This window comes from Psychrobacter sp. JCM 18903, assembly GCF_000586475.1.
GTDB lineage: Bacteria > Pseudomonadota > Gammaproteobacteria > Pseudomonadales > Moraxellaceae > Psychrobacter.
Map to the genome: position 1 here is coordinate 130826 of NZ_BAWJ01000003.1, position 18808 is coordinate 149633.

The window sequence follows — 18808 nt, forward strand, 5'->3', positions numbered from 1 at the left end:
TCAATCAAAAAAATACCGCAATCACGATAATGACTGCGGCATTTTAATAGTTATCCTTTATTAGCATTTCTGCCAATTTTTGATAGCCTATAGGTCTTTCCAGCGTTGGATAGACTCTTTGATGACTTCTTTTGCTTCTGCAACATCGCCCCAAGATTCAACGACCGTAGTGCCTGGTTTTTTCAGATCTTTATAGTGGCTGAAATGGAACTCTAACTGGTTGATTAGCTGCTTTGGTAGATCCGCTAGGCTGTTATAAGCGTTGCCTGTATCACGGTCGTCAGCAGGTACGACGACGATCTTGTCATCGACTTCGCCATCATCAACGAACTTCATCACACCAATGACTTTGGCTTTTAAGAAAATACCAGTTGGTAGCGGCTGCTCAGTCAGCAATAACACGTCAAGCTCATCACCATCTTCGTCAAGCGTTTGCGGTATAAAACCATAGTTACAAGGCTTGGCAAAAATCTGTGGATCAATACGATCAAGCTCAAATACCGCCAGTTCACGATTCCACTCAATTTTATGGCTGCTACCAGCTGGGATTTCTACTACTACGTTGATAATGCCGCCGTCTACATCGCCTGCGTCCAAAATTTTGTTAAAATCTGCCATAAAGTACTCCAATTTGCTTTTGTTTTAAGTGCTTGAATAATAAGTGATGATAAAAGAATAACGTTGCGGCACTGCGATATTATCACTGTGCCAATATGTGCCGCCTGCGATTATAACAAGTTTGACTCAAATTTTCTCACAATGCTTAAGTCTAAGCGTGCACGATATTATGCAAAAAAAGATTATGCAGAAACGGACTCAAAGAACTCATTTGGGTGCGAGTGCGCGTAGCTCAATGAGTCCGGCATGACGCTTAGCAATGTTATCAATAAGTTTTTGGGTCACTTGTTCATAGCTTAAGGCTTCACCAGTTTGTTCATCTGACTCTTTTTGCATAGCCACAAAGTCGGATAGCCGTAACATTTGCATCCCCGCATAGCCGCACGGATTAATCGCATTAAATGCGGACAAGTCACAATTTAAATTAAGCGCAATACCGTGATAGCTAAATCCATGTTTAATTTTGAAGCCTAGTGACGCCATTTCCCCAGCATGATTTTATCATCGAGGAAGGTGCTGTTGGCTGGTGCATTGGCATCATCACTGTCATCTGCTACAGAAGTATCAGCATATAGATAAACGCCGGGTGCGTCACGGCGCGCATGGGCGCTAATGGTTGTAGGGTCTGATGAAAAAGGATTTTGCAAACAGTCATTAATGACATCTTCGATTGCTTGCTCGGCATGCGAGACCAAGTTGCGCACACTCCAGCCCAAGCTATTCAAATCGAACAACCAATAAATAACCAGCTGTCCGTGACCATGCCATGTCACTTGACCGCCGCGATCCGTTTTTATAATAGGCGTATTGGTACGTTGCAAGATGTGCTCTTCTTTACCTGCTTGCCCTAAAGTATAGACATCATTGTGATCGACAATCCATAATTCGTCAGGTGTGCGCAGTCCTTGCTGTTTTTTTAAGTCAATACGCGCAAGTGTACGTGCTAGCATCGCATCGAGAGTGGGAACGTAATCGGCTGTTGTTAGATATTTGCTGATCAGTGTGTCATTAAGCTGTTGCGTGGTGTTTTGCATGAGAGTCGCAGTCTTATTGTGGTCTGGTTCGAAGAGGTGTATCACTGATATTCAGTCGTGATATCGATAGTGAGTGTAGCAGTTTTTGCGATTGGTACCCAAGATTATCTCTGGTCACGCTGTAAAACTCAACAATCAAAACACTGATAAATGCCCTAACGGAGTAGCCATAATAAGCAAAAGTTCTCAGTGCTTAATATGAAATTTCTAGCATTGTGATGCGTGTTTCTAGACACTTATTTCATACAGACGCAGGAGTCAACTTAATGTGCTGTTCATTGATTCGTTGATGCGCTACATTAAAGTGCAATGAATGGAATCGCATTACTTATGTTCAGGGGTTGCCATCAATGTAACCCCTGACTAGAAATACAGAGTCTCTAACCCAATATAGTATATTGACTCCAACGCAGATGACAAGGAAGATAAATGACAGATAATAATCAAAACATGAATGAGCAGACCTCAATCGACACGGATATGTTGCAGCAACCAGTACCAAAAACGCCTAGTATTGCTAATACGGTTGATGAGATGCGAGCGCAATTTTCACGCTTACAAACACTCAGTCGCACGCAGCCAATCAATGACTGGGCCACCCGTGAAACCCAACTAGACAGTCTAGAGGTTATGCTTAGCGATAACCAAGCCAGTTTCGCCAAAGCGATCAGTGCCGACTTTGGTTATCGTAGCGAATCAGAGACCCAGTTTGCCGAGTTGTTTCCTAGCTTTACTGGTATCAGTCATGCCAAAAAGCACGGTAAAAAATGGATGAAAGTTCAGCGGGCTTCTATTTCAGCGCTGTATATGCCAGCTCATAATGAAATTCAGCCTCAGCCATTGGGTGTGGTTGGTATCATGGTGCCTTGGAACTATCCGTTATTTTTAGCAGTAGGACCGATGATTGATGCGCTCACTGCTGGCAACAGAGTTATGATCAAGATGAGTGAAGCGGCACCGCAGTTCGCCCAAGCATTTGCCAGTGCGATTGCTCGTTATTTTTCACCAGACATGATTTGTGTCGTACTGGGTGAGGTAGACATTGCGGTTGCTTTTAGTGAGCTGCCTTTTGATCATCTGCTTTATACGGGCTCTACGGCTGTGGGCAAAAAAGTCATGGCGGCGGCAGCTCCTAACTTAACACCCGTCACGCTCGAGCTGGGCGGTAAATCACCGGTTGTCGTGTTAGAGGGCGCAAACTTAGAAAACGCCGTCAATCGTGTGATGATGGGCAAAACCCTAAATGCGGGTCAGACCTGTATTGCCCCTGATTATGTACTGATTCAGCGCCAATATCATGAAGAGTTTATCCGTTTAGCAAAAGAGTGGATGGAAAAGCACTATCCAAATATTGAGAGCAATCCAGATTACTCACGTATTATCAATGGCGAGCAATTTAAGCGTGTCAAAGGCTATCTAGATGCATTATCGAGCGATGGGATCCATAAGCTCACTGATGCTGAGTCTAATATCGAAACGCGTCTAATGCCGCCTGTCATCGTGAGTGAGCCTGCCCCTGATAGTGATGTGATGCAGGACGAGATTTTTGCGCCGATTTTGCCATTGATGCATTACGATACGCTTGATGATGCCATTCATTTTGTCAACGAGCGACCACGCCCACTGGCGTTATACGTTTTTGGTGATAACTATAACGCCCTAGAGAAAGTACGTAACAATACGGTCTCTGGTGGCCTATGTATTAATGAAGTGCTGATACATGTTGCCCAGCATGACTTACCGTTTGGCGGGGTTGGCGACTCAGGAACCGGTGCTTACCATGGTAAAGCGGGATTCGAGCGTCTTAGTCATATGAAACCAGTATTTGTACAATCCAAGTTGAATGGGTTGAATTTGTTGTTGCCACCTTATGGCGGGTTGTTTAAAAAAGCATGGCAATGTTTTTAAAATAACAAATGCTAAAGCGAGCAAAGTTGACATAGCTTTCTTTCGAGCGAAAAAAACACTTAATCATTGTGAGCAATCATACAAGCAACATTAAAAAACAGCATCTATCTCAATAGGTGCTATTTTTTTGTATAAAAGTAAGCGATAAAAAATTAATGAGCATTTGTCATCTTGTCTATAAATCGCTACACTTTGTAGTAAGCCTAAACGAGAGTAGTATTAGTTTTAGATGAAGACGTTGCCTAGTCTTCAACGACTGAATGAGCTATCAATGACTGAATGAGTCATAAGTAGTACACGCTTGGCGTAAAGCAATAATGTTATTGACTTGGGCGTTTATTTCCATAATAAAAATTATAAATAGGACATCTTATGCGCCAATGGATTGCGTTAAGTTTACTATGCATGAGTGCGTTGTTACTGCCAGTATCGGCATCAGCAGCCTGCGAATCACCAATCAAATTTGGCGCTCTGACATGGGAGAGCGGTCAGTTTATCTCTGGGGTGCTCAAGTACATTGCTGAAGATGGCTATGATTGTACAATTGAAGAGGTACCGGGTGCTGGTCCTGCACTCGAAACGGCATTGTCACAAAACGACATTCAAGTGATTGGGGAGCAGTGGGTTGGACGCTCGCCAATTATGGAACAAGCCATCGAGCAGAATAAAGTGGCAGTCATCGGTGATACGCTCAAAGGCGGTGCAACTCAAGGCTGGTACGTACCCAAATATGTATTAGAAGAAAACCCAGGTCTACGCCGCTATCAAGATTTGCCTAAATATGCTGAGCTGTTTAAAGATCCCGAAGACCCTAGCAAATCACGCTTTATGAATTGTCCGTCTGGTTGGACGTGTGAGATTTTCAATACTCGCTTGCTGAAGAATACAGGTTTGGACAGTATCTTTAATAATGCCCATCCCGGCACTGGGGCGGCGCTCGACGCTGAGATTGCCTCTGCTTTTGAGCAACATAAGCCACTACTATTTTATTACTGGCAGCCTACGGGCTTGATGGCAAAATATGACTTTGCGCCATTAGAGTTCCCTGCCCATGATGACGCTTGTTGGCAAGATTTGTTACGAGCGGATGGCACCGCCGATTGTGTGTCTGGTTTCCCTGTATCACCTTTAGGTATCGCAGTATCTACCCCCTTTATTGAATCCAATCCAGAGCTTGCTGATGTTTTTAAAAAAGTTCAGTTTAGCTCCGATGAGCTCAATGGCGCTATCTTGGAGATGAGTGAAAATAAACGCAGTGGCGATGAGCAAGCACTAGCATTTTTGCGTAAATATCCGAGCGTTTGGCAAGCATGGTTGTCTGATGAAGCAGCCAGTAACCTTGCGGCTAAGCTAGGCATCAGCTTAACGGGCGAGGCTATCATTGCAGATGCAACCGCCTCTAGCACTAATCGATCGACCTCATTATCGAGCTTTCCTTCATGGTCGCTTGAAACCCCGCTTAATAACACATTGGCAAGCGTTGTCCAAAATTATGGCGATGTGTTTCGTGCCGTCAGTACCATGGCGTTAACCTATCTATTGCTACCGATTGAGCGTCTATTAACCACTATGCCGCCTTGGCTTATCATTGCGCTTGTGACCGTATTGGCATGGTTTGGCGTCCGTAAAATCTGGTTTGCACTGGCATGCGGCGCAGGACTGTTTCTCATTGGTGCATTTGGACTATGGGGCGCATTGATTGATACCTTGGCACTGCTCATCGTATCAGTGTTGGTGACCGTCGTGATTGGTATTCCTATTGGCATTGCTATGTCGGGCAGTAAAATTCTTCGCAAGGTTGTGACGCCGATACTGGATGTGATGCAGACCATGCCAAGTTTTGTCTATTTGATACCCGTATTGATGTTATTTGGGATTGGCAAAGTGCCTGCGCTATTCGCCACTATTATTTATGCCTTGCCGCCACTGATTCGGCTGACGACATTGGGGATTACCCAAGTCAATCACGAGATGGTCGAAGCAGGGCGCTCGTTCGGTAGCACACACTTGCAGCTGCTCATTTGGATTAAATTGCCGCAAGCATTACCTAGTATTATGGCGGGCGTGAATCAAGCGGTGATGATGTCGCTCTCTATGGTGGTGCTCGCTTCTATGATTGGCGCACCGGGGCTTGGCGAAGATGTGTTGCAATCGATTCAAACGCTTAATATCGGTCAAGGCTTACAAGCAGGCACGGCGATTGTCATCGTTGCCATTATCATTGACCGTATCACCCAAGCATTTGGTCAAGGCAAGCGTGCTCGGCAAAAAACCATCGATGCTGGCAGGCATCCCATTGGTTAATTATCAGTGCCATGGTCGAATGTTCAACACGCCCTAATCATAATGATAACTAGAAAAATAAAAATGAGAGCCATCATGAATCATATTCAATTGGAAAATATCAGCAAGATTTATAATGCCAATAGCTCGCAAGCAAAGTCTGCATTGGCATTACTAGCAGAAGGTATGGATAGCATTCAGGTAAAGGAACAAACAGGCTATTCGGTCGGGCTTTATGACATCAATTTAAGCGTTAAAGCAGGTGAGCTGCATTGTATTATGGGCTTGTCAGGTTCAGGAAAATCAACCTTGATACGCCATATCAATCGTTTGATTGACCCAACCAGCGGTAAAATATGGGTTGATACTTCTATTAATGCTAAGCCGTCTATTAGTACTAAGCCCTCCACTAATGCCAAACCCTCTGCTGATTTATTAGAAAATGGAAGATCATCGTCTGCTATTAATATTTTAGAGCTAAATGATAAAGCGCTACAGCATTATCGCCAGCAGACAATCAGTATGGTTTTTCAGCATTTTGGTTTGGTGCCACATATGACGGTGCTGCAAAACGTCGCTTACGGCTTGCGAGTGCGAAAAATGAGTATCAAAGAACGCCACGAGGTTGCTCGGCATTGGCTCAATGAAGTTGGGTTAGCAAATTTGGAGAAAAGTTACCCTGATGAGCTGTCAGGAGGGATGCAGCAGCGTGTCGGCTGGCGCGTGCTTGGCAACCGATAATCCGATATTGCTGATGGACGAGGCTTTCTCTGCCCTTGATCCGCTCATTCGTGCCCAATTACAAGACCAACTACTTGAGCTACAAGCACGGTTAAACAAAACCATCGTCTTTATCACTCATGATATCGATGAAGCGATTAAGGTCGGTCAGCGGATTAGTATTTTAAATGGCGGGCGTTTGGTACAAACGGATACACCCAGTGAATTACGCCACAACCCAGCTGATGAGTATGTGGCTCAATTTATGGGTGCTAAAATTTAATTTAAAAATAACACGACGTTTTATAAAATGCTGTTTTATAAATTACACCTGCAAAATGATAGATTTCTGTCTATATCATGATTCTTACACTGTTGTTAAAAAAGTGTAGCAACCCATTAGTTACTATTAAAGTAAACTCCATCATCGATGTATACTATTAAGATACTCTAATAGTGTATTAGCTTTGCTAAAATTTCGATTTATCCACTCTCATTGACCACGTAAGAAGACCATGAGCGATCATAAAAACTCAGTTTATAATCGTAAGACTTCGTAAAAAGGACCTCGCATGCCGCATAAGAAAATTTGCCATAATGATCGTAGTCATACTGATAAATTAGCGACAGACTCACCACGTGATTCATCACGTTGGCTAAAGAATGTCAGTGCTGTTAGTGTCACGACAGTACTGAGTGCTGGCATATTGGTCGCTTGTGGACAAATGAGTAGTGCGGAGAGCAATGCAAGTAGCACGACTAAATCAGCAAGCAAAACAGTGGAGTAACTAGCTCACGTGATATGTTGCCCTCCGATATGCTTGGGCAAATGCGAGCGCTGCCGCAATTGACAAAAGGCTTAGGTGACACGGGGACAGCAGTCATTGATCCTAATAAACCAACCTTGATTAAATTTTGGGCAAGCTGGTGCCCATTATGCTTGGGCACGTTGGCAGAAACCGAAGAATGGCGTACCGATCCCACGTTCGCTGATTTAAATGTCGTGACTGTTGTCAGTCCCGGTCATCTAAACGAAAAAGCCGATGGCGACTTTAGCACTTGGTATGCAGGCGTCCAAGCTGACTATCCAAAGCTACCAGTATTGTCTGACGCTTCAGGCGAGCTGATTAATAAGCTTGGTGTACAAGTTTATCCAAGCTGGGCGATACTCGATAAAAGCGGCAACTTGGTACATTTGGTGAAAGGTAATATATCGGCAGAGCAAGCCTATGCTCTCGCTGAAAATGCCAATAATGATTTTGCTGAGCTTAAAGCAGGGAGCGCTAAACCAGCAAATGCGCAAACCTTAGACAACAACAGCAAGATTGAAACCATCAAACAAAAAGATGGCGTTTATTATAACGATAAAGGCAAAGCGATTAATACGCGCTCAATCTATTTGGCAGGCGGCTGCTTTTGGGGCGTAGAAGCTATATGGAGCGCGTCGAGGGTGTGGTCGACGCTGTATCAGGCTATGCCAATGGCGAGACGGCCAATCCAAGCTACGAGCAAGTGATTCGTGGCTCAGGTCATGCCGAAGCTGTCAAAGTCACTTATGATGCGGACAAAACAGACCTTGATACTATCTTAAAATACTACTTCCGCGTGATTGATCCAACCAGCCTCAACAAGCAAGGCAATGATCGTGGTGTGCAGTACCGCTCAGGCGTTTATTACACCGATAAAGAAGATAAAGCAGTGATTGATGCTGCCCTCAAACGTGTGCAAAGCCAGTATAAACAAAAAATTGTGGTAGAAAATGAGCCGCTAGACAATTTCTACTTAGCTGAAATGTACCATCAGGATTATCTGGCAAAAAATCCAAACGGTTATTGTCATGTTGATTTAAGCCTTGCCGATGATAAACCAGAAGGTACTGCGCGTACCAAGCTTGCACCTGTAAGTACCGTTGCTGAGACCTTAGATCCTAAGCGTTACGCAGGATTTGATAAAGGCGCATTGAAAAATACGTTGACCAAAGCACAATACAATATCACGCAAGATGCCGGTACTGAGCGCGCCTTTAGTCATGAATACGATAATTTATTTGCGCCGGGTATCTATGTCGATGTCGTAAGCGGTGAGCCGCTATTTTTATCCACTGACAAATATCAATCTGGCTGCGGTTGGCCAAGCTTTACCAAGCCGATTGATATGCAAGTCATTACTCAGCATGAAGACACCGCTTTTAATATGGTACGCACTGAAGTTCGCTCGCGAGTAGCAGACTCACATCTGGGTCATGTATTCCCTGATGGGCCAAAAGATCGTGGCGGGCTGCGCTATTGTATCAATGGCGGGGCGCTACAGTTTATTCCAGTCGATGTGATGCCGCAGTCAGGCTATGCGCCATTAGTGAAGTTGGTTAAGCCTGCAAAACCTTAACTATTAATACTGATAATCGACTTTATAAAAAGACGTTAAGGTAATTCTTAGCGTCTTTTTTATGATTGATGCCTTGAGCATAATTACTATCACAGCATGATGGTTCGTTTTATTATCGTTGTATTTTTGCTGTTATAGCCGTTGAATTATGAAAAACCAACCAAACTTCGTTATACTCAAAAGCTGAGCGTTTTCTATTATTACTACTTTTATCATCTAGCGCCGTAAGACCACGTCCTTCTAGGGCGTGGATATCAGGCGTCAACCGTTGTCACCTAAGATTGAACATACCTTGATAACCAAATACATTGAGATCATAATTACCCCATGAAAACGCTCAAACTACGCATCAAAGACAAACATGCCACTCAGCTAAATATCTTAGCGGGGTCGGTTAACTTTGTCTGGAATTACGTCAATGAGCTAAGTTTTAAACACCTCAAGCGTACTGGTCAATTCTTTTCGGCTTATGATTTGGCTACTTACACCAAAGGTGCGGGTGAATATCTAAACCTACACAGCCAAACCTTACAAGCAGTGACCGAAACCCATGCCAAGCTCGTAAACAGTTTAAAAAAGCCAAACTCAACTGGCGCACCAATAATACTAAAGCCAAACGTAGTTCTCTTGGTTGGATTCCGTTTAAAAAGACCGCTATTAAGCATATCAGCACCCGCCAAAGTGGTAAAAAGTGTCTAAAAAGCACCCTGCAATTCAGCTTAGCTAAAGGTAAAAAACTCACTATTGACCTATGGGACAGCTATAACTTAGCGCTCTACACCATCAATACTTGCGAATTGGTACAGGACAATCGCGGTAACTGGTACGTCTGTGTGACGGTTAAAGAATTTCCAAAAACAGCGTGTGGCACTGGTCAGGTCGGTATTGATTTAGGCTGCAAAGATTCAGCAGTCAATAGTGATGGCGACAAACTACAAACCAAAATCACTCATCAATACGCTGAAAAACTGGCCATTGCTCAAAGAGCTAAGAATAAAAAGCGGGTCAAGGCCATTCATGCCAAGATTAAAAATACTCGTCAAGACCTCATTCATAAATTCACATCAAAGCTTGTCAAAGCCAACAGCCTAATTGTTGTTGGTAAAATAAAATCAACATCATTCACTAAGGCAAACTTGCCAAATCCGTCTATGACGCAGGTTGGTTTGAAATTAAGCGGCAACTGGATTATAAATGCGCGAACGCAGGTTGCCACTATATCGAAGTGAATGAAGCGTACACCACCCAAACCTGCTCGTGTTGCGGCTCTCGTCAAGACAGTCCGAAAGGTAGATCAGCGCTTGGTATAAGAGTATGGTTTTGTCGTTCTTGTAAAACGACCCATAACAGAGACGTTAATGGAGCAAAAAACATTCTTGCGGTCGGGCTTGGCCGTCTTTAGTAGGAATCCCCTTCCTTTGAGGGCGGGGAGGAAGTCAAAGTTATGTATACCTATTTCGTCGCTGGATTTATTTGGCGGCTTTTCATTTTTGTATTTAAGGCTGTAACATGACCGTTACTCATACCTCTAAACCTTTTGAACCTATTATTACTTCTTTACTCGATAATGATTTATATAAATTTACGATGCTGCAAGCCATGTTGCATCAGTTTCCACAGACACATGGTGTTTATCGCTTTCGCTGCCGTAATAACAAAGACACGCTGTATCCATTGGCTGATATTAAAGAGGCGCTAGAGCAGCAGTTAGACAATTTATGTGAATTACGATTTTTAGAGGATGAACTAGAGTACTTACGTGGTTTGCGCTTTATGCGCTCAGACTTCGTTGACTATCTAGAATTGTTTAAGTTGAAACGTCGTTTTATTACCGTCAGTACGGATGATAAAGGTCGCTTATTTATCGATATCGAAGGGCCGATGATTCAAGCGATGTTCTTTGAAGTATTTGTACTCGCCATCGTTAATGAGCTGTATTTTGATGCGCTATCGAATGCCAGTGTGATTGAAGAAGGGCAGCGCAGATTGGATGAAAAAGTCACATTGTTGCATCAATATGCGATAGAGCAGGAAAAGTGTGATGCTAATACGCCGCCATTAATCATCGCTGATTTTGGTACTCGTAGACGTTTTAGCAAAGCTTGGCAAGCCCATGTGTTGAGACTTTGCATAAAGCGGAACCAAAAATAGTGAGCGGTACTTCTAACGTGTATTTAGCGAAAAAGCTGGGAATGACACCAATCGGTACGATGGCACATGAGTTTATGCAGGCATTTCAGGCTTTGGATGTGCGTTTACGTGATTCACAAAAAGCGGCGCTTGAAGCATGGGTACATGAGTATCGCGGCGATTTGGGTATTGCGCTGACCGATGTCGTTGGCATGGATGCGTTTTTACGTGATTTTGACTTGTACTTTGCCAAGCTATTTGATGGTCTGCGTCATGATAGCGGCGACCCGTATATCTGGGGTGATAAGGCGATTGCTCATTATAAAAATCTTAAAATAGACCCAAGAACGAAGATTTTAACCTTTAGTGATGGCTTAGATTTAAATAAAGCTTGGGATTTACATCAGTATTTTAAAGGTCAAATAAAGACCAGCTTTGGTATTGGTACCAACCTCACCAATGATATGGGTATTACTCCGATAAATATTGTCTTAAAATTGGTTGAATGCAATGGGCAGCCGGTCGCTAAACTGTCAGACAGTCCAGGCAAGACCATGATTAATAACGACACGTATCTTGCCTATTTGCGCCAAGTATTTGAAGTCGATGAGCCAGAGTAATATTTTTTAAATATCGCTCTTTTCAGTGTTATCTTCTTCAGCGAAGGCGGCATCTAGTGCTTGCTGTACGGCATTGATACGGGTTTCGCAAACGCGATAAGCAGCAATTGACTCTTCCACTGTGGTCATCAGATTATCAATATCTGGCTCATCTTGTTGCTGTAATTCAGCGGCATTGGTTTTTAGAATATCATAAGCCGCCTTAAAGGTTTTTGGGGCGGCCTTTTTGCGTTTGCGAGTAGGGGTTGTCATAAGGTTTCCTAATTTTAAAATAAAGTCTTTGATTAAGTTGAATCGACGGTAGGTTGTACTTCTTATTTATTAATATTTACGTCAATAATCTGTGCTTTTGCTTTACCGTCCTTTAAGAGGATGTGCACCGTTTGTTCTGGATGGAGCTGCGTACCGCTGGTCAGTATTTGCTTGTCTTTTGCATCAGTAAGCATGGTATAGCCTTGCTTGAGCACCCGAGAAGGACGGTGCAGGAGCACAATATCACGCAGATGCTCGCTATCACGCTGTGCTTGTATTAACTGCTGCTGTGCCGAATGCATAATCGTTTTTTGGTTATTTTGACTGGCGCTAGTAGCCACTGTTAACTGCTGATAGGCCGCCGCTTGAATCTGTGTGCGTAGCTCACTGGTGAGTCTGGCGGCTTGCTTGACCTGTCGCTGGGCGCTTTGCTGAATACTACGCCACGCATAATCACTGTCTTTTTGCAGAGCGGTTAATTGACCAATCGTTTGTGATTGTATTTGGCTCAACTGGCGTGTCGTTTGTTGTTCAGCGGTGTTTAATTGACGCTGAGCAGCTTGTTTGATTTGCGCTTGGTATTGCAGCGTTTGAGTGACGAGCTGGGCTAAATGCGTCATGATAGCGGCAATCACCTTTGATGGGGTATCAAAGCTAGTATGCGCGACTTCATCTAAGATAACTTTATCACGCTCGTGACCAATGCCAACCCAGACAGGGATGGGCTGCTCGGCAACCAATGCTGCCAATTCATAATCATTTAGATAGGCTAAATCACCGACCGCACCGCCGCCACGAATAATGACTAATAAGTCTGGCAGGTGCTCATAAGTGCCGTAAACTGCTGTTGGGCGTTAACGATTGCTTGGCGGATTTCGCTTGGCGCATGATTACCCTGAAAGGTCGCGTTATGATAATGGAAATGACAGGCACCTGTGCGCGCTAAGCGATCAGCGTCGGCTTGAAAATCACCTAATCCGGCGGCTTTTTCAGGGGCAATGACCAGCACATGCTCAATATCAAACGGAACAGGCAGCTGTTGATTCAGGTTTAATAAACCTTCTCCTGTCAAGCGATCGACCATCTCTGCATATTGCCGCGCCAAGTCGCCTAACGTGTAGCTAGGGTCAATATCTTCAATAGTGAGAGAGAAGCCATATTGCGCATGGAAGCCTGCGGATACTTTGAGCAATACCGTCAAATCACGATCAAGCGGCATACCTGTTGCGCGCTCAAATTTTGCTAAGACGCGTGCTGCTTTAAAGCGCCAAAGATTGCCGCGGCAGCTAGCAATGACCTTACCGTCCTCATCTTTTTCTGCCAATTCAAAGTAATAATGCCCGCCTTTGCTAGATAGATTGCGAATCTCTGCTTTTACCCATACACGGTGGTTAAAGGTCTGTTTGATAACCATATCAACGGCTGATAAATAGTCACTCAACCGCAGAACGGTATCTTCTAAATTGACTTCAATATTATTTTCTTGCTCAGCTAACTCGGCTTCCAAGGTCGCTAAATCTTTAGCAGGCGCTAATACCTTAGCTGGTTTCATATTTGACAGGTTGGGTTTGCGCATAATAATAGACCAAAAGTGAGGGAGCTTAAAAACGGGCTGTTTATAGAGTAAGAGTCATAAAAAATCAGAAAGGGTAGTTTACCCCAAAAGCGAGCACACAAAAAGAGAAGCCAACCCGTCAGCGACTAATATATTCCTATCGCTGATTGGTTGGCTACATACTTTATTAAATAACAAGATGCTTTATTAAATAACGAGCCGCCAAATAAGTGCTTTATGAAATAATAATTGTTTTATTGGCAACGAAAGTTGATTTTATACTCGTAATCGTCATCACGTGATAAGTTCGGCGAGCCCGTACCAAGGATCGTACCGAGGACGGCACTGGCTTGCCCAATCATCCGACCTGTATTTTCATCTAAAATACCGTTATAAGTGACTTTGTCATCGACGATAATAACTTGCTTACCTCTGCAAGTCTTTTGTGCGCTGTCTATCGCATTTTGCTGTGCTTTTACTTTGCTATCGGCGATGCCAGTCGTCTCATAAATAGAGTTGGCACGCTGGATAACTGGTGATGAAGGCGTAGTTTGGCAAGCACTTAGGGCGAGTGCTGCCGCCAAAGTAGCAGTCAGTGCAGCGGTTTTATTAATAGTATTCATAAACGATTCCTAATGTCTGTCAGTCATACATAAAGTTGAATATCACAGCAAAGTTGAGGATACGCCATGCACGTATCAGTCCATAGGTGGCTCAACAACTATGATGAATCTACTATTCGGCTCTGGGGTGTCTAGTCGGTTATTGTGTGCGGTATTGCAGAGACCGCACATATTCATCATATATTCATAGGCGACGTTTACTTATGATGAGCGAAAATGAAAATAAGCGGTACTATGACACAGCAAATCACTTGAAATATAAACCATATCTAGGATAATTGACCTATTCATTTTTAATCAATAAGTAATTTTATGCCATTAATTCCTGCTCCTGCTGGCGTGCTCGAAGTCGACGCGCTTTGGCAACAAGACAATCCTAACAATCCAAATACCGATACAGTGGCGTTACTGTGTCATCCCAATCCGTTATTTGACGGCACGATGAATAATAAAGTGGTAACGACGATGTATCGCTTTGCTCGTGATAATGGTATGCACGTGATACGCTTTAACTTTCGCGGTGTCGGGCAGTCGACTGGCGAGCACGATTATGCGGATGGTGAAGTCGTAGATGCAATGACCGTGCTACAATGGATTGCAGAGCAAACCAATGCGCGCAAGTTATGGTTGGGTGGTTTCTCTTTTGGCGGTTATGTGACAGCACGGGTGGCTGAGCAGGTGCTTGAAGCCCCTCATATTTGGGGGCTAGGCGATTTTGAGATTACTAAAATCGCCCTTATTGCTCCATCCGTTGAAAAAAATGACAGCAGTGATATAGCTTGCCAGCCGATAAAACGTTTGAGATTTATGGCAATGCTGATGAAGTGATTGACCTGATAATATGCAAGCATTTGCGGAGCGATTGGGGATTGCTGTCAGCATCGTAGATGGCGCAGGGCACTTTTTTCATGGACGTCTGTCAGAATTGAAAGGCTTATTAGAAAAGCATACCTTTGGTAGCGACGCTTAGTTGTTACCTAGGGCGTGTCATCAATTAGCACATGAATACATTTAGTGGTCTTAAAATGGCTAAATTTTGCTAAACATCGTCAGAAATTTTGTCAATATGTTCATATTAACGGCAATTGCTTCCTTGTTTATCTACAATTTTTCTCATTTTAAGCCTCACAATCTAATTGATGACACACCCTAGTAATATTAGGATAGAGAACCGCTATTAAGTCATGAGCTCTGATCGCTTTACTTTGACGAGTTCATGCAGAGTCAACCATTACCTTACTATTTATTTTGTCTAATGATGAGTCGTATTATGAGTTTATCTCCATTGCAACGTTACGAGCAAGCCGTCAGTACAGATGAGTTTACTCGAGATGAGCAGCAATTTAAGGCCATGAGCTATCTTGATGAGATACATCATCAGCTCATCAATAGTGCGCCACAGAAGAAAGGCTTTTTTAGCTTTTTAAAGTCCAAGCCGACAGCACCAACGGGTTTGTATATGTGGGGCGGGGTAGGTCGTGGTAAAACATGGATGATGGACATGTTTTATGATTCATTGACCATTGATCGCAAGATGCGTCTGCATTTTCATCATTTCATGCAGCGTGTTCATCAAGAGCTAAATAAGCTGCAAGGTGAGAGTGACCCATTAGAAAAAGTCGCCGACATCATTTATGCAGAAGCGGTTATTATCTGTTTCGATGAGTTCTTTGTTTCTAACGTTTCTGATGCCATGATTTTGGGTGATTTATTTACCATGCTATTCAATCGTGGTATTACATTGGTCGCCACCTCAAATATTGAGCCATCAGGGTTGTATAAAGACGGCTTACATCGTGACCGTTTTATGCCCGCTATCGCTGAAGTGGAGCGTCATACTACGGTGATGAATATCGATTCTGGTATCGACTATCGTTTGCGCGTATTGCAGCAGGCAGAGCTATATGAATCGCCTATGACGAAAGCGAATCATCATTGGTTAGCCAACCGTTTTGCCAGTTTATCCAATAACCAAAAAATCAGTAATGAGCCGATTACGATTAATGGTCGCGAAATTAGAATTAACGCTCGCACTGAGGATATTTTATTCTGTGATTTCCGTCATTTATGTATGGAGCCACGATCAGCGTCTGATTTCATCGAAATTGCCAAGCAGTTCAGTACAGTATTGGTCAATGCCGTGCCTGCCTTAGACGATGACTTACGTGATCCGACCCGTCGGTTTATTTATCTGGTTGATGAGTTTTATGATCGCCGTGTTAAGTTGCTGGTTAGAGCACAGCAGTCGATTTTGGACCTATATCAAGGAGAGAAGTTGGCGTTTGAGATTGAACGGACACGCTCGCGCTTGCTTGAGATGCAGTCAGAGGATTATCTGCGCATGGAGCATCGGTCGATGATGCGGCATAATCAAAGCCTCTTCATAGCCGATGATAATCTACAAGTTGTCGATTAAAGCACTCATGGTTTTTCATTCAAGTCACTCATACTCAATATTGGCATATATTCGTTTGACATAACATGTTTTTTGACAGTATCGAGAGCAAACCAAAGCATTGGTTTTTTGCATAAAAGATAATAATAAATAAGGAGCGGTAATGACTACATCCGACGAAAATGATAAAAAACTGTCGACCAAAGACATCACCACAGACAGTATGCCGATTAGCAGTGAAGAAATGATTGGTTGGATCAACTCAAGGCGCAGTATGGGCAATTTAGATTTGCCCGCACCGACACATGCCCAAATCGAAATAGCGATTGAGTGTGCAACGACAGCGCCAGATCATAAAAAACTGCGTCCATGGCGTTTTATAGTGACACAGGGGGATGCCCGTCATGAATTGGGCAATGCTTTGGTCGCAGCGGCTCAAGCCAAAGCAGTGCAAGAGGGCGAAACGCTGTCCGAAAAGGACATCGCAAAAACTCAGGCCATGCCATTAAGAGCGCCCGTCATCATCACGGTTGTCACAAAAATACAAGCGCACAAAAAAGTTCCCCCTTTTGAACAAATGCTAAGTGCGGGTGCAGCTGTACAAAACCTGATTTTGGCGCTAAAAGCCCAAGGTTTTAGTACAGTGTGGCGTACGGGACTGCTATGTAATGAACCTGCTGTTAAATCATATTTTAACGTTGGTCCAGATGATTATGTGACGGCTTTTGTTTATACTGGCACCAGTCCCAAAAATGAACCCGCCCGTAAACCGATTGATATCGAGTCTTTAGTGCGATTTGAGTCATAATATATCTAAGCGCTGTTTAGTGGCGCTTTTCTCTTGACGAATACCGCTCTCTAAAAAGACAGTCGGTCGTATAGCAAAAAGATAGATAGCCTCAATACTCTAAAGCGTCATAAGTCATGATAAATAAACCATGATAAATTCTATTAATAATAAATCAGCCAATACGGATAACAGCAAATGACCAGCCTAATGATAGCAATAAAGACATCAGTAGCGATAATGCTGAGGTGAATACGAATGCCCCTGAAAAGCAAAACAGTCTGCTGGCAGGTATCATCGAACGTGCTACCAAATCGGGTATTGGTCGTAAAAAACTCAATCCTAGCGCGGTAGAATCAGCAGTGGCAAAAAACATGGCGGATATTCACAGTAATCCTACCAAGCTACGTTTGGCGTTTTTAGGCGGTGGTAGTTTTGGTACAGCAATGGCAAACTTGGCTGCACGCAATGGCTGTGATACCACGCTGTGGGTACGTAACAAGCGTACGGTAAAGGCGATGATAAAAACGCAGACCAATAAAAAATATTTACCAGGTTATAAGCTTGATGACAGCCTTAAATATAGCCATGACTTGGCAGCAGCCGTCAAAGATAAAGACATTATCTTTATTGCGGTGCCTGGTTTGGCTTTTCGTGAGACCCTAAAGAATATTGCACCATTTATCAGTGGTCAGTCTATTGTGTCATTGACCAAAGGTATGGAGAAAGATACTTTTGCCATGATGAGCGACATTATTAAAGATGAGCTACCTGAAGTGAATTTTGGTGTCATGTCGGGGCCAAATCTTGCGATAGAGATCATGAAAAACATGCCATCGGCGACCGTTATCGCCAGTGAGTCTGAGCCATTGCGCCATGCCGTACAAGCCGCATTACATAGTGCGTTTTTTCGAGTGTTTGCCAGTGATGATGTCAAAGGTGTGGAGCTTGGCGGCGCGCTAAAAAATATCTATGCGATTGCCATGGGAATGGCGGCAGCTTATGATGTTGGCGAAAATACCAAGGCAATGATATTGACTCGTGCTTTGGCAGAGATGAGCCGCTTTGGGGTTGAGGCGGGCGCTAACCCACTGACGTTTTTAGGGTTGTCTGGTGTGGGTGATTTATACGCCACTTGTAGCTCAGAGCTCAGTCGTAACTATCGTATCGGCAACATGCTCGGTCGCGGTATGAGTATTGAGGCTGCGGTGAAAAAACTCGGTCAAACGGCTGAAGGGGTCAATACCATTCAGCAAGTGCATGAGAAAGCCACCAAGCAAGGCATCTACATGCCTATTACCCATGCATTGTATGCGGTCATTTATGAAGATAAAGCAGCATTAGGTGTGGCATTACATCTCATGGAAGCGGGCTTCCGTAGTGACGTTGAATTTGTAATGGCGCATGATCATAGTAATGCGGCGCTAACTGCGCAGATGAAGACGTCAAGCGATAGCACTGATGATGAAAGTGGCGATACTGACAGTAAGTAAAAACC

General features: G+C 43.6%; 8 protein-coding genes and 7 pseudogenes. 10 read left to right on the forward strand and 5 right to left on the reverse strand.

The annotated features are described in order from the left end of the window. Positions 1 to 87: 87 nt before the first annotated feature. The gene (locus TT12_RS03305) at positions 88 to 618 is read right to left on the reverse strand and encodes an inorganic diphosphatase (protein ID WP_010198287.1); all 531 of its coding nucleotides are present in this window, start codon (positions 616 to 618) and stop codon (positions 88 to 90) included. A 207-nt stretch (positions 619 to 825) separates the two neighbouring features. Further along, positions 826 to 1652, reverse strand: a pseudogene (lipB, locus tag TT12_RS03310) (lipoyl(octanoyl) transferase LipB). Positions 1653 to 2081: 429 nt separating this feature from the next. Between lipB and TT12_RS03315 the strand changes: the two are divergent. The 6 genes and pseudogenes from TT12_RS03315 to pncB all read left to right on the forward strand — a co-directional run bounded on the left by TT12_RS03315 (position 2082) and on the right by pncB (position 11698). Beyond that, complete coding sequence (locus tag TT12_RS03315) at positions 2082 to 3560, forward strand: coniferyl aldehyde dehydrogenase (protein WP_045452186.1); 1479 nt, start codon at positions 2082 to 2084, stop codon at positions 3558 to 3560. Positions 3561 to 3932: 372 nt separating this feature from the next. Then, the gene (locus TT12_RS03320) at positions 3933 to 5864 is read left to right on the forward strand and encodes a glycine betaine ABC transporter substrate-binding protein (protein WP_201605633.1); all 1932 of its coding nucleotides are present in this window, start codon (positions 3933 to 3935) and stop codon (positions 5862 to 5864) included. A gap of 75 nt (positions 5865 to 5939) precedes the next feature. Continuing rightward, positions 5940 to 6846, forward strand: a pseudogene (locus tag TT12_RS03325) (ATP-binding cassette domain-containing protein). 442 nt (positions 6847 to 7288) lie between these two features. Then, positions 7289 to 8948: pseudogene (gene msrAB, locus TT12_RS19260) on the forward strand (bifunctional peptide-methionine (S)-S-oxide reductase MsrA/peptide-methionine (R)-S-oxide reductase MsrB). A gap of 327 nt (positions 8949 to 9275) precedes the next feature. Next, positions 9276 to 10370 (forward strand): annotated as a pseudogene (locus TT12_RS03335) (RNA-guided endonuclease InsQ/TnpB family protein). A gap of 87 nt (positions 10371 to 10457) precedes the next feature. Next, a pseudogene (gene pncB, locus TT12_RS03340) lies at positions 10458 to 11698 on the forward strand (nicotinate phosphoribosyltransferase). A 6-nt stretch (positions 11699 to 11704) separates the two neighbouring features. Here the strand turns inward: pncB and xseB are convergent. The 3 genes and pseudogenes from xseB to TT12_RS03355 form a co-directional block, all read right to left on the reverse strand. Continuing rightward, positions 11705 to 11950, reverse strand: a complete 246-nt coding sequence (gene xseB, locus TT12_RS03345; protein WP_045452190.1) for an exodeoxyribonuclease VII small subunit — start codon at positions 11948 to 11950, stop codon at positions 11705 to 11707. Positions 11951 to 12012: 62 nt separating this feature from the next. Further along, positions 12013 to 13526, reverse strand: a pseudogene (gene xseA, locus TT12_RS19265) (exodeoxyribonuclease VII large subunit). Between the two features lie 233 nt (positions 13527 to 13759). After that, positions 13760 to 14128 carry a hypothetical protein gene (locus TT12_RS03355; protein ID WP_045446124.1) on the reverse strand — a complete coding sequence of 123 codons (369 nt, stop codon included), beginning with the start codon at positions 14126 to 14128 and terminating at the stop codon, positions 13760 to 13762. A gap of 312 nt (positions 14129 to 14440) precedes the next feature. On the opposite strand from TT12_RS03355, the pseudogene TT12_RS03360 reads away from it, so the two are divergent. From TT12_RS03360 to TT12_RS03375, 4 genes and pseudogenes are all read left to right on the forward strand, one after another. Then, positions 14441 to 15098 (forward strand): annotated as a pseudogene (locus TT12_RS03360) (alpha/beta hydrolase). Positions 15099 to 15398: 300 nt separating this feature from the next. Then, positions 15399 to 16544, forward strand: a complete 1146-nt coding sequence (zapE, locus tag TT12_RS03365; protein WP_045452290.1) for a cell division protein ZapE — start codon at positions 15399 to 15401, stop codon at positions 16542 to 16544. A 202-nt stretch (positions 16545 to 16746) separates the two neighbouring features. Further along, entirely contained in the window at positions 16747 to 17331 is a 585-nt protein-coding gene (locus TT12_RS03370) for a nitroreductase family protein (protein WP_413786968.1), read from the forward strand. A 260-nt stretch (positions 17332 to 17591) separates the two neighbouring features. Next, positions 17592 to 18803 (forward strand): NAD(P)H-dependent glycerol-3-phosphate dehydrogenase, encoded by a 1212-nt coding sequence (locus TT12_RS03375; RefSeq protein ID WP_243443338.1) that lies wholly within the window; start codon positions 17592 to 17594, stop codon positions 18801 to 18803. The last annotated feature ends 5 nt before the right edge of the window (positions 18804 to 18808 follow it).

What these genes read in the sequence shown, in the direction of transcription:
- TT12_RS03355 (WP_045446124.1), bottom strand. Translation starts at nt 14,128, where the DNA reads ATGAATACTATTAATAAAACCGCTGCACTGACTGCTACTTTGGCGGCA.
- xseB (WP_045452190.1), bottom strand. Translation starts at nt 11,950, where the DNA reads ATGACAACCCCTACTCGCAAACGCAAAAAGGCCGCCCCAAAAACCTTT.
- TT12_RS03320 (WP_201605633.1), top strand. Translation starts at nt 3,933, where the DNA reads ATGCGCCAATGGATTGCGTTAAGTTTACTATGCATGAGTGCGTTGTTA.
- TT12_RS03315 (WP_045452186.1), top strand. Translation starts at nt 2,082, where the DNA reads ATGACAGATAATAATCAAAACATGAATGAGCAGACCTCAATCGACACG.
- TT12_RS03305 (WP_010198287.1), bottom strand. Translation starts at nt 618, where the DNA reads ATGGCAGATTTTAACAAAATTTTGGACGCAGGCGATGTAGACGGCGGC.
- zapE (WP_045452290.1), top strand. Translation starts at nt 15,399, where the DNA reads ATGAGTTTATCTCCATTGCAACGTTACGAGCAAGCCGTCAGTACAGAT.
- TT12_RS03370 (WP_413786968.1), top strand. Translation starts at nt 16,747, where the DNA reads ATGCCGATTAGCAGTGAAGAAATGATTGGTTGGATCAACTCAAGGCGC.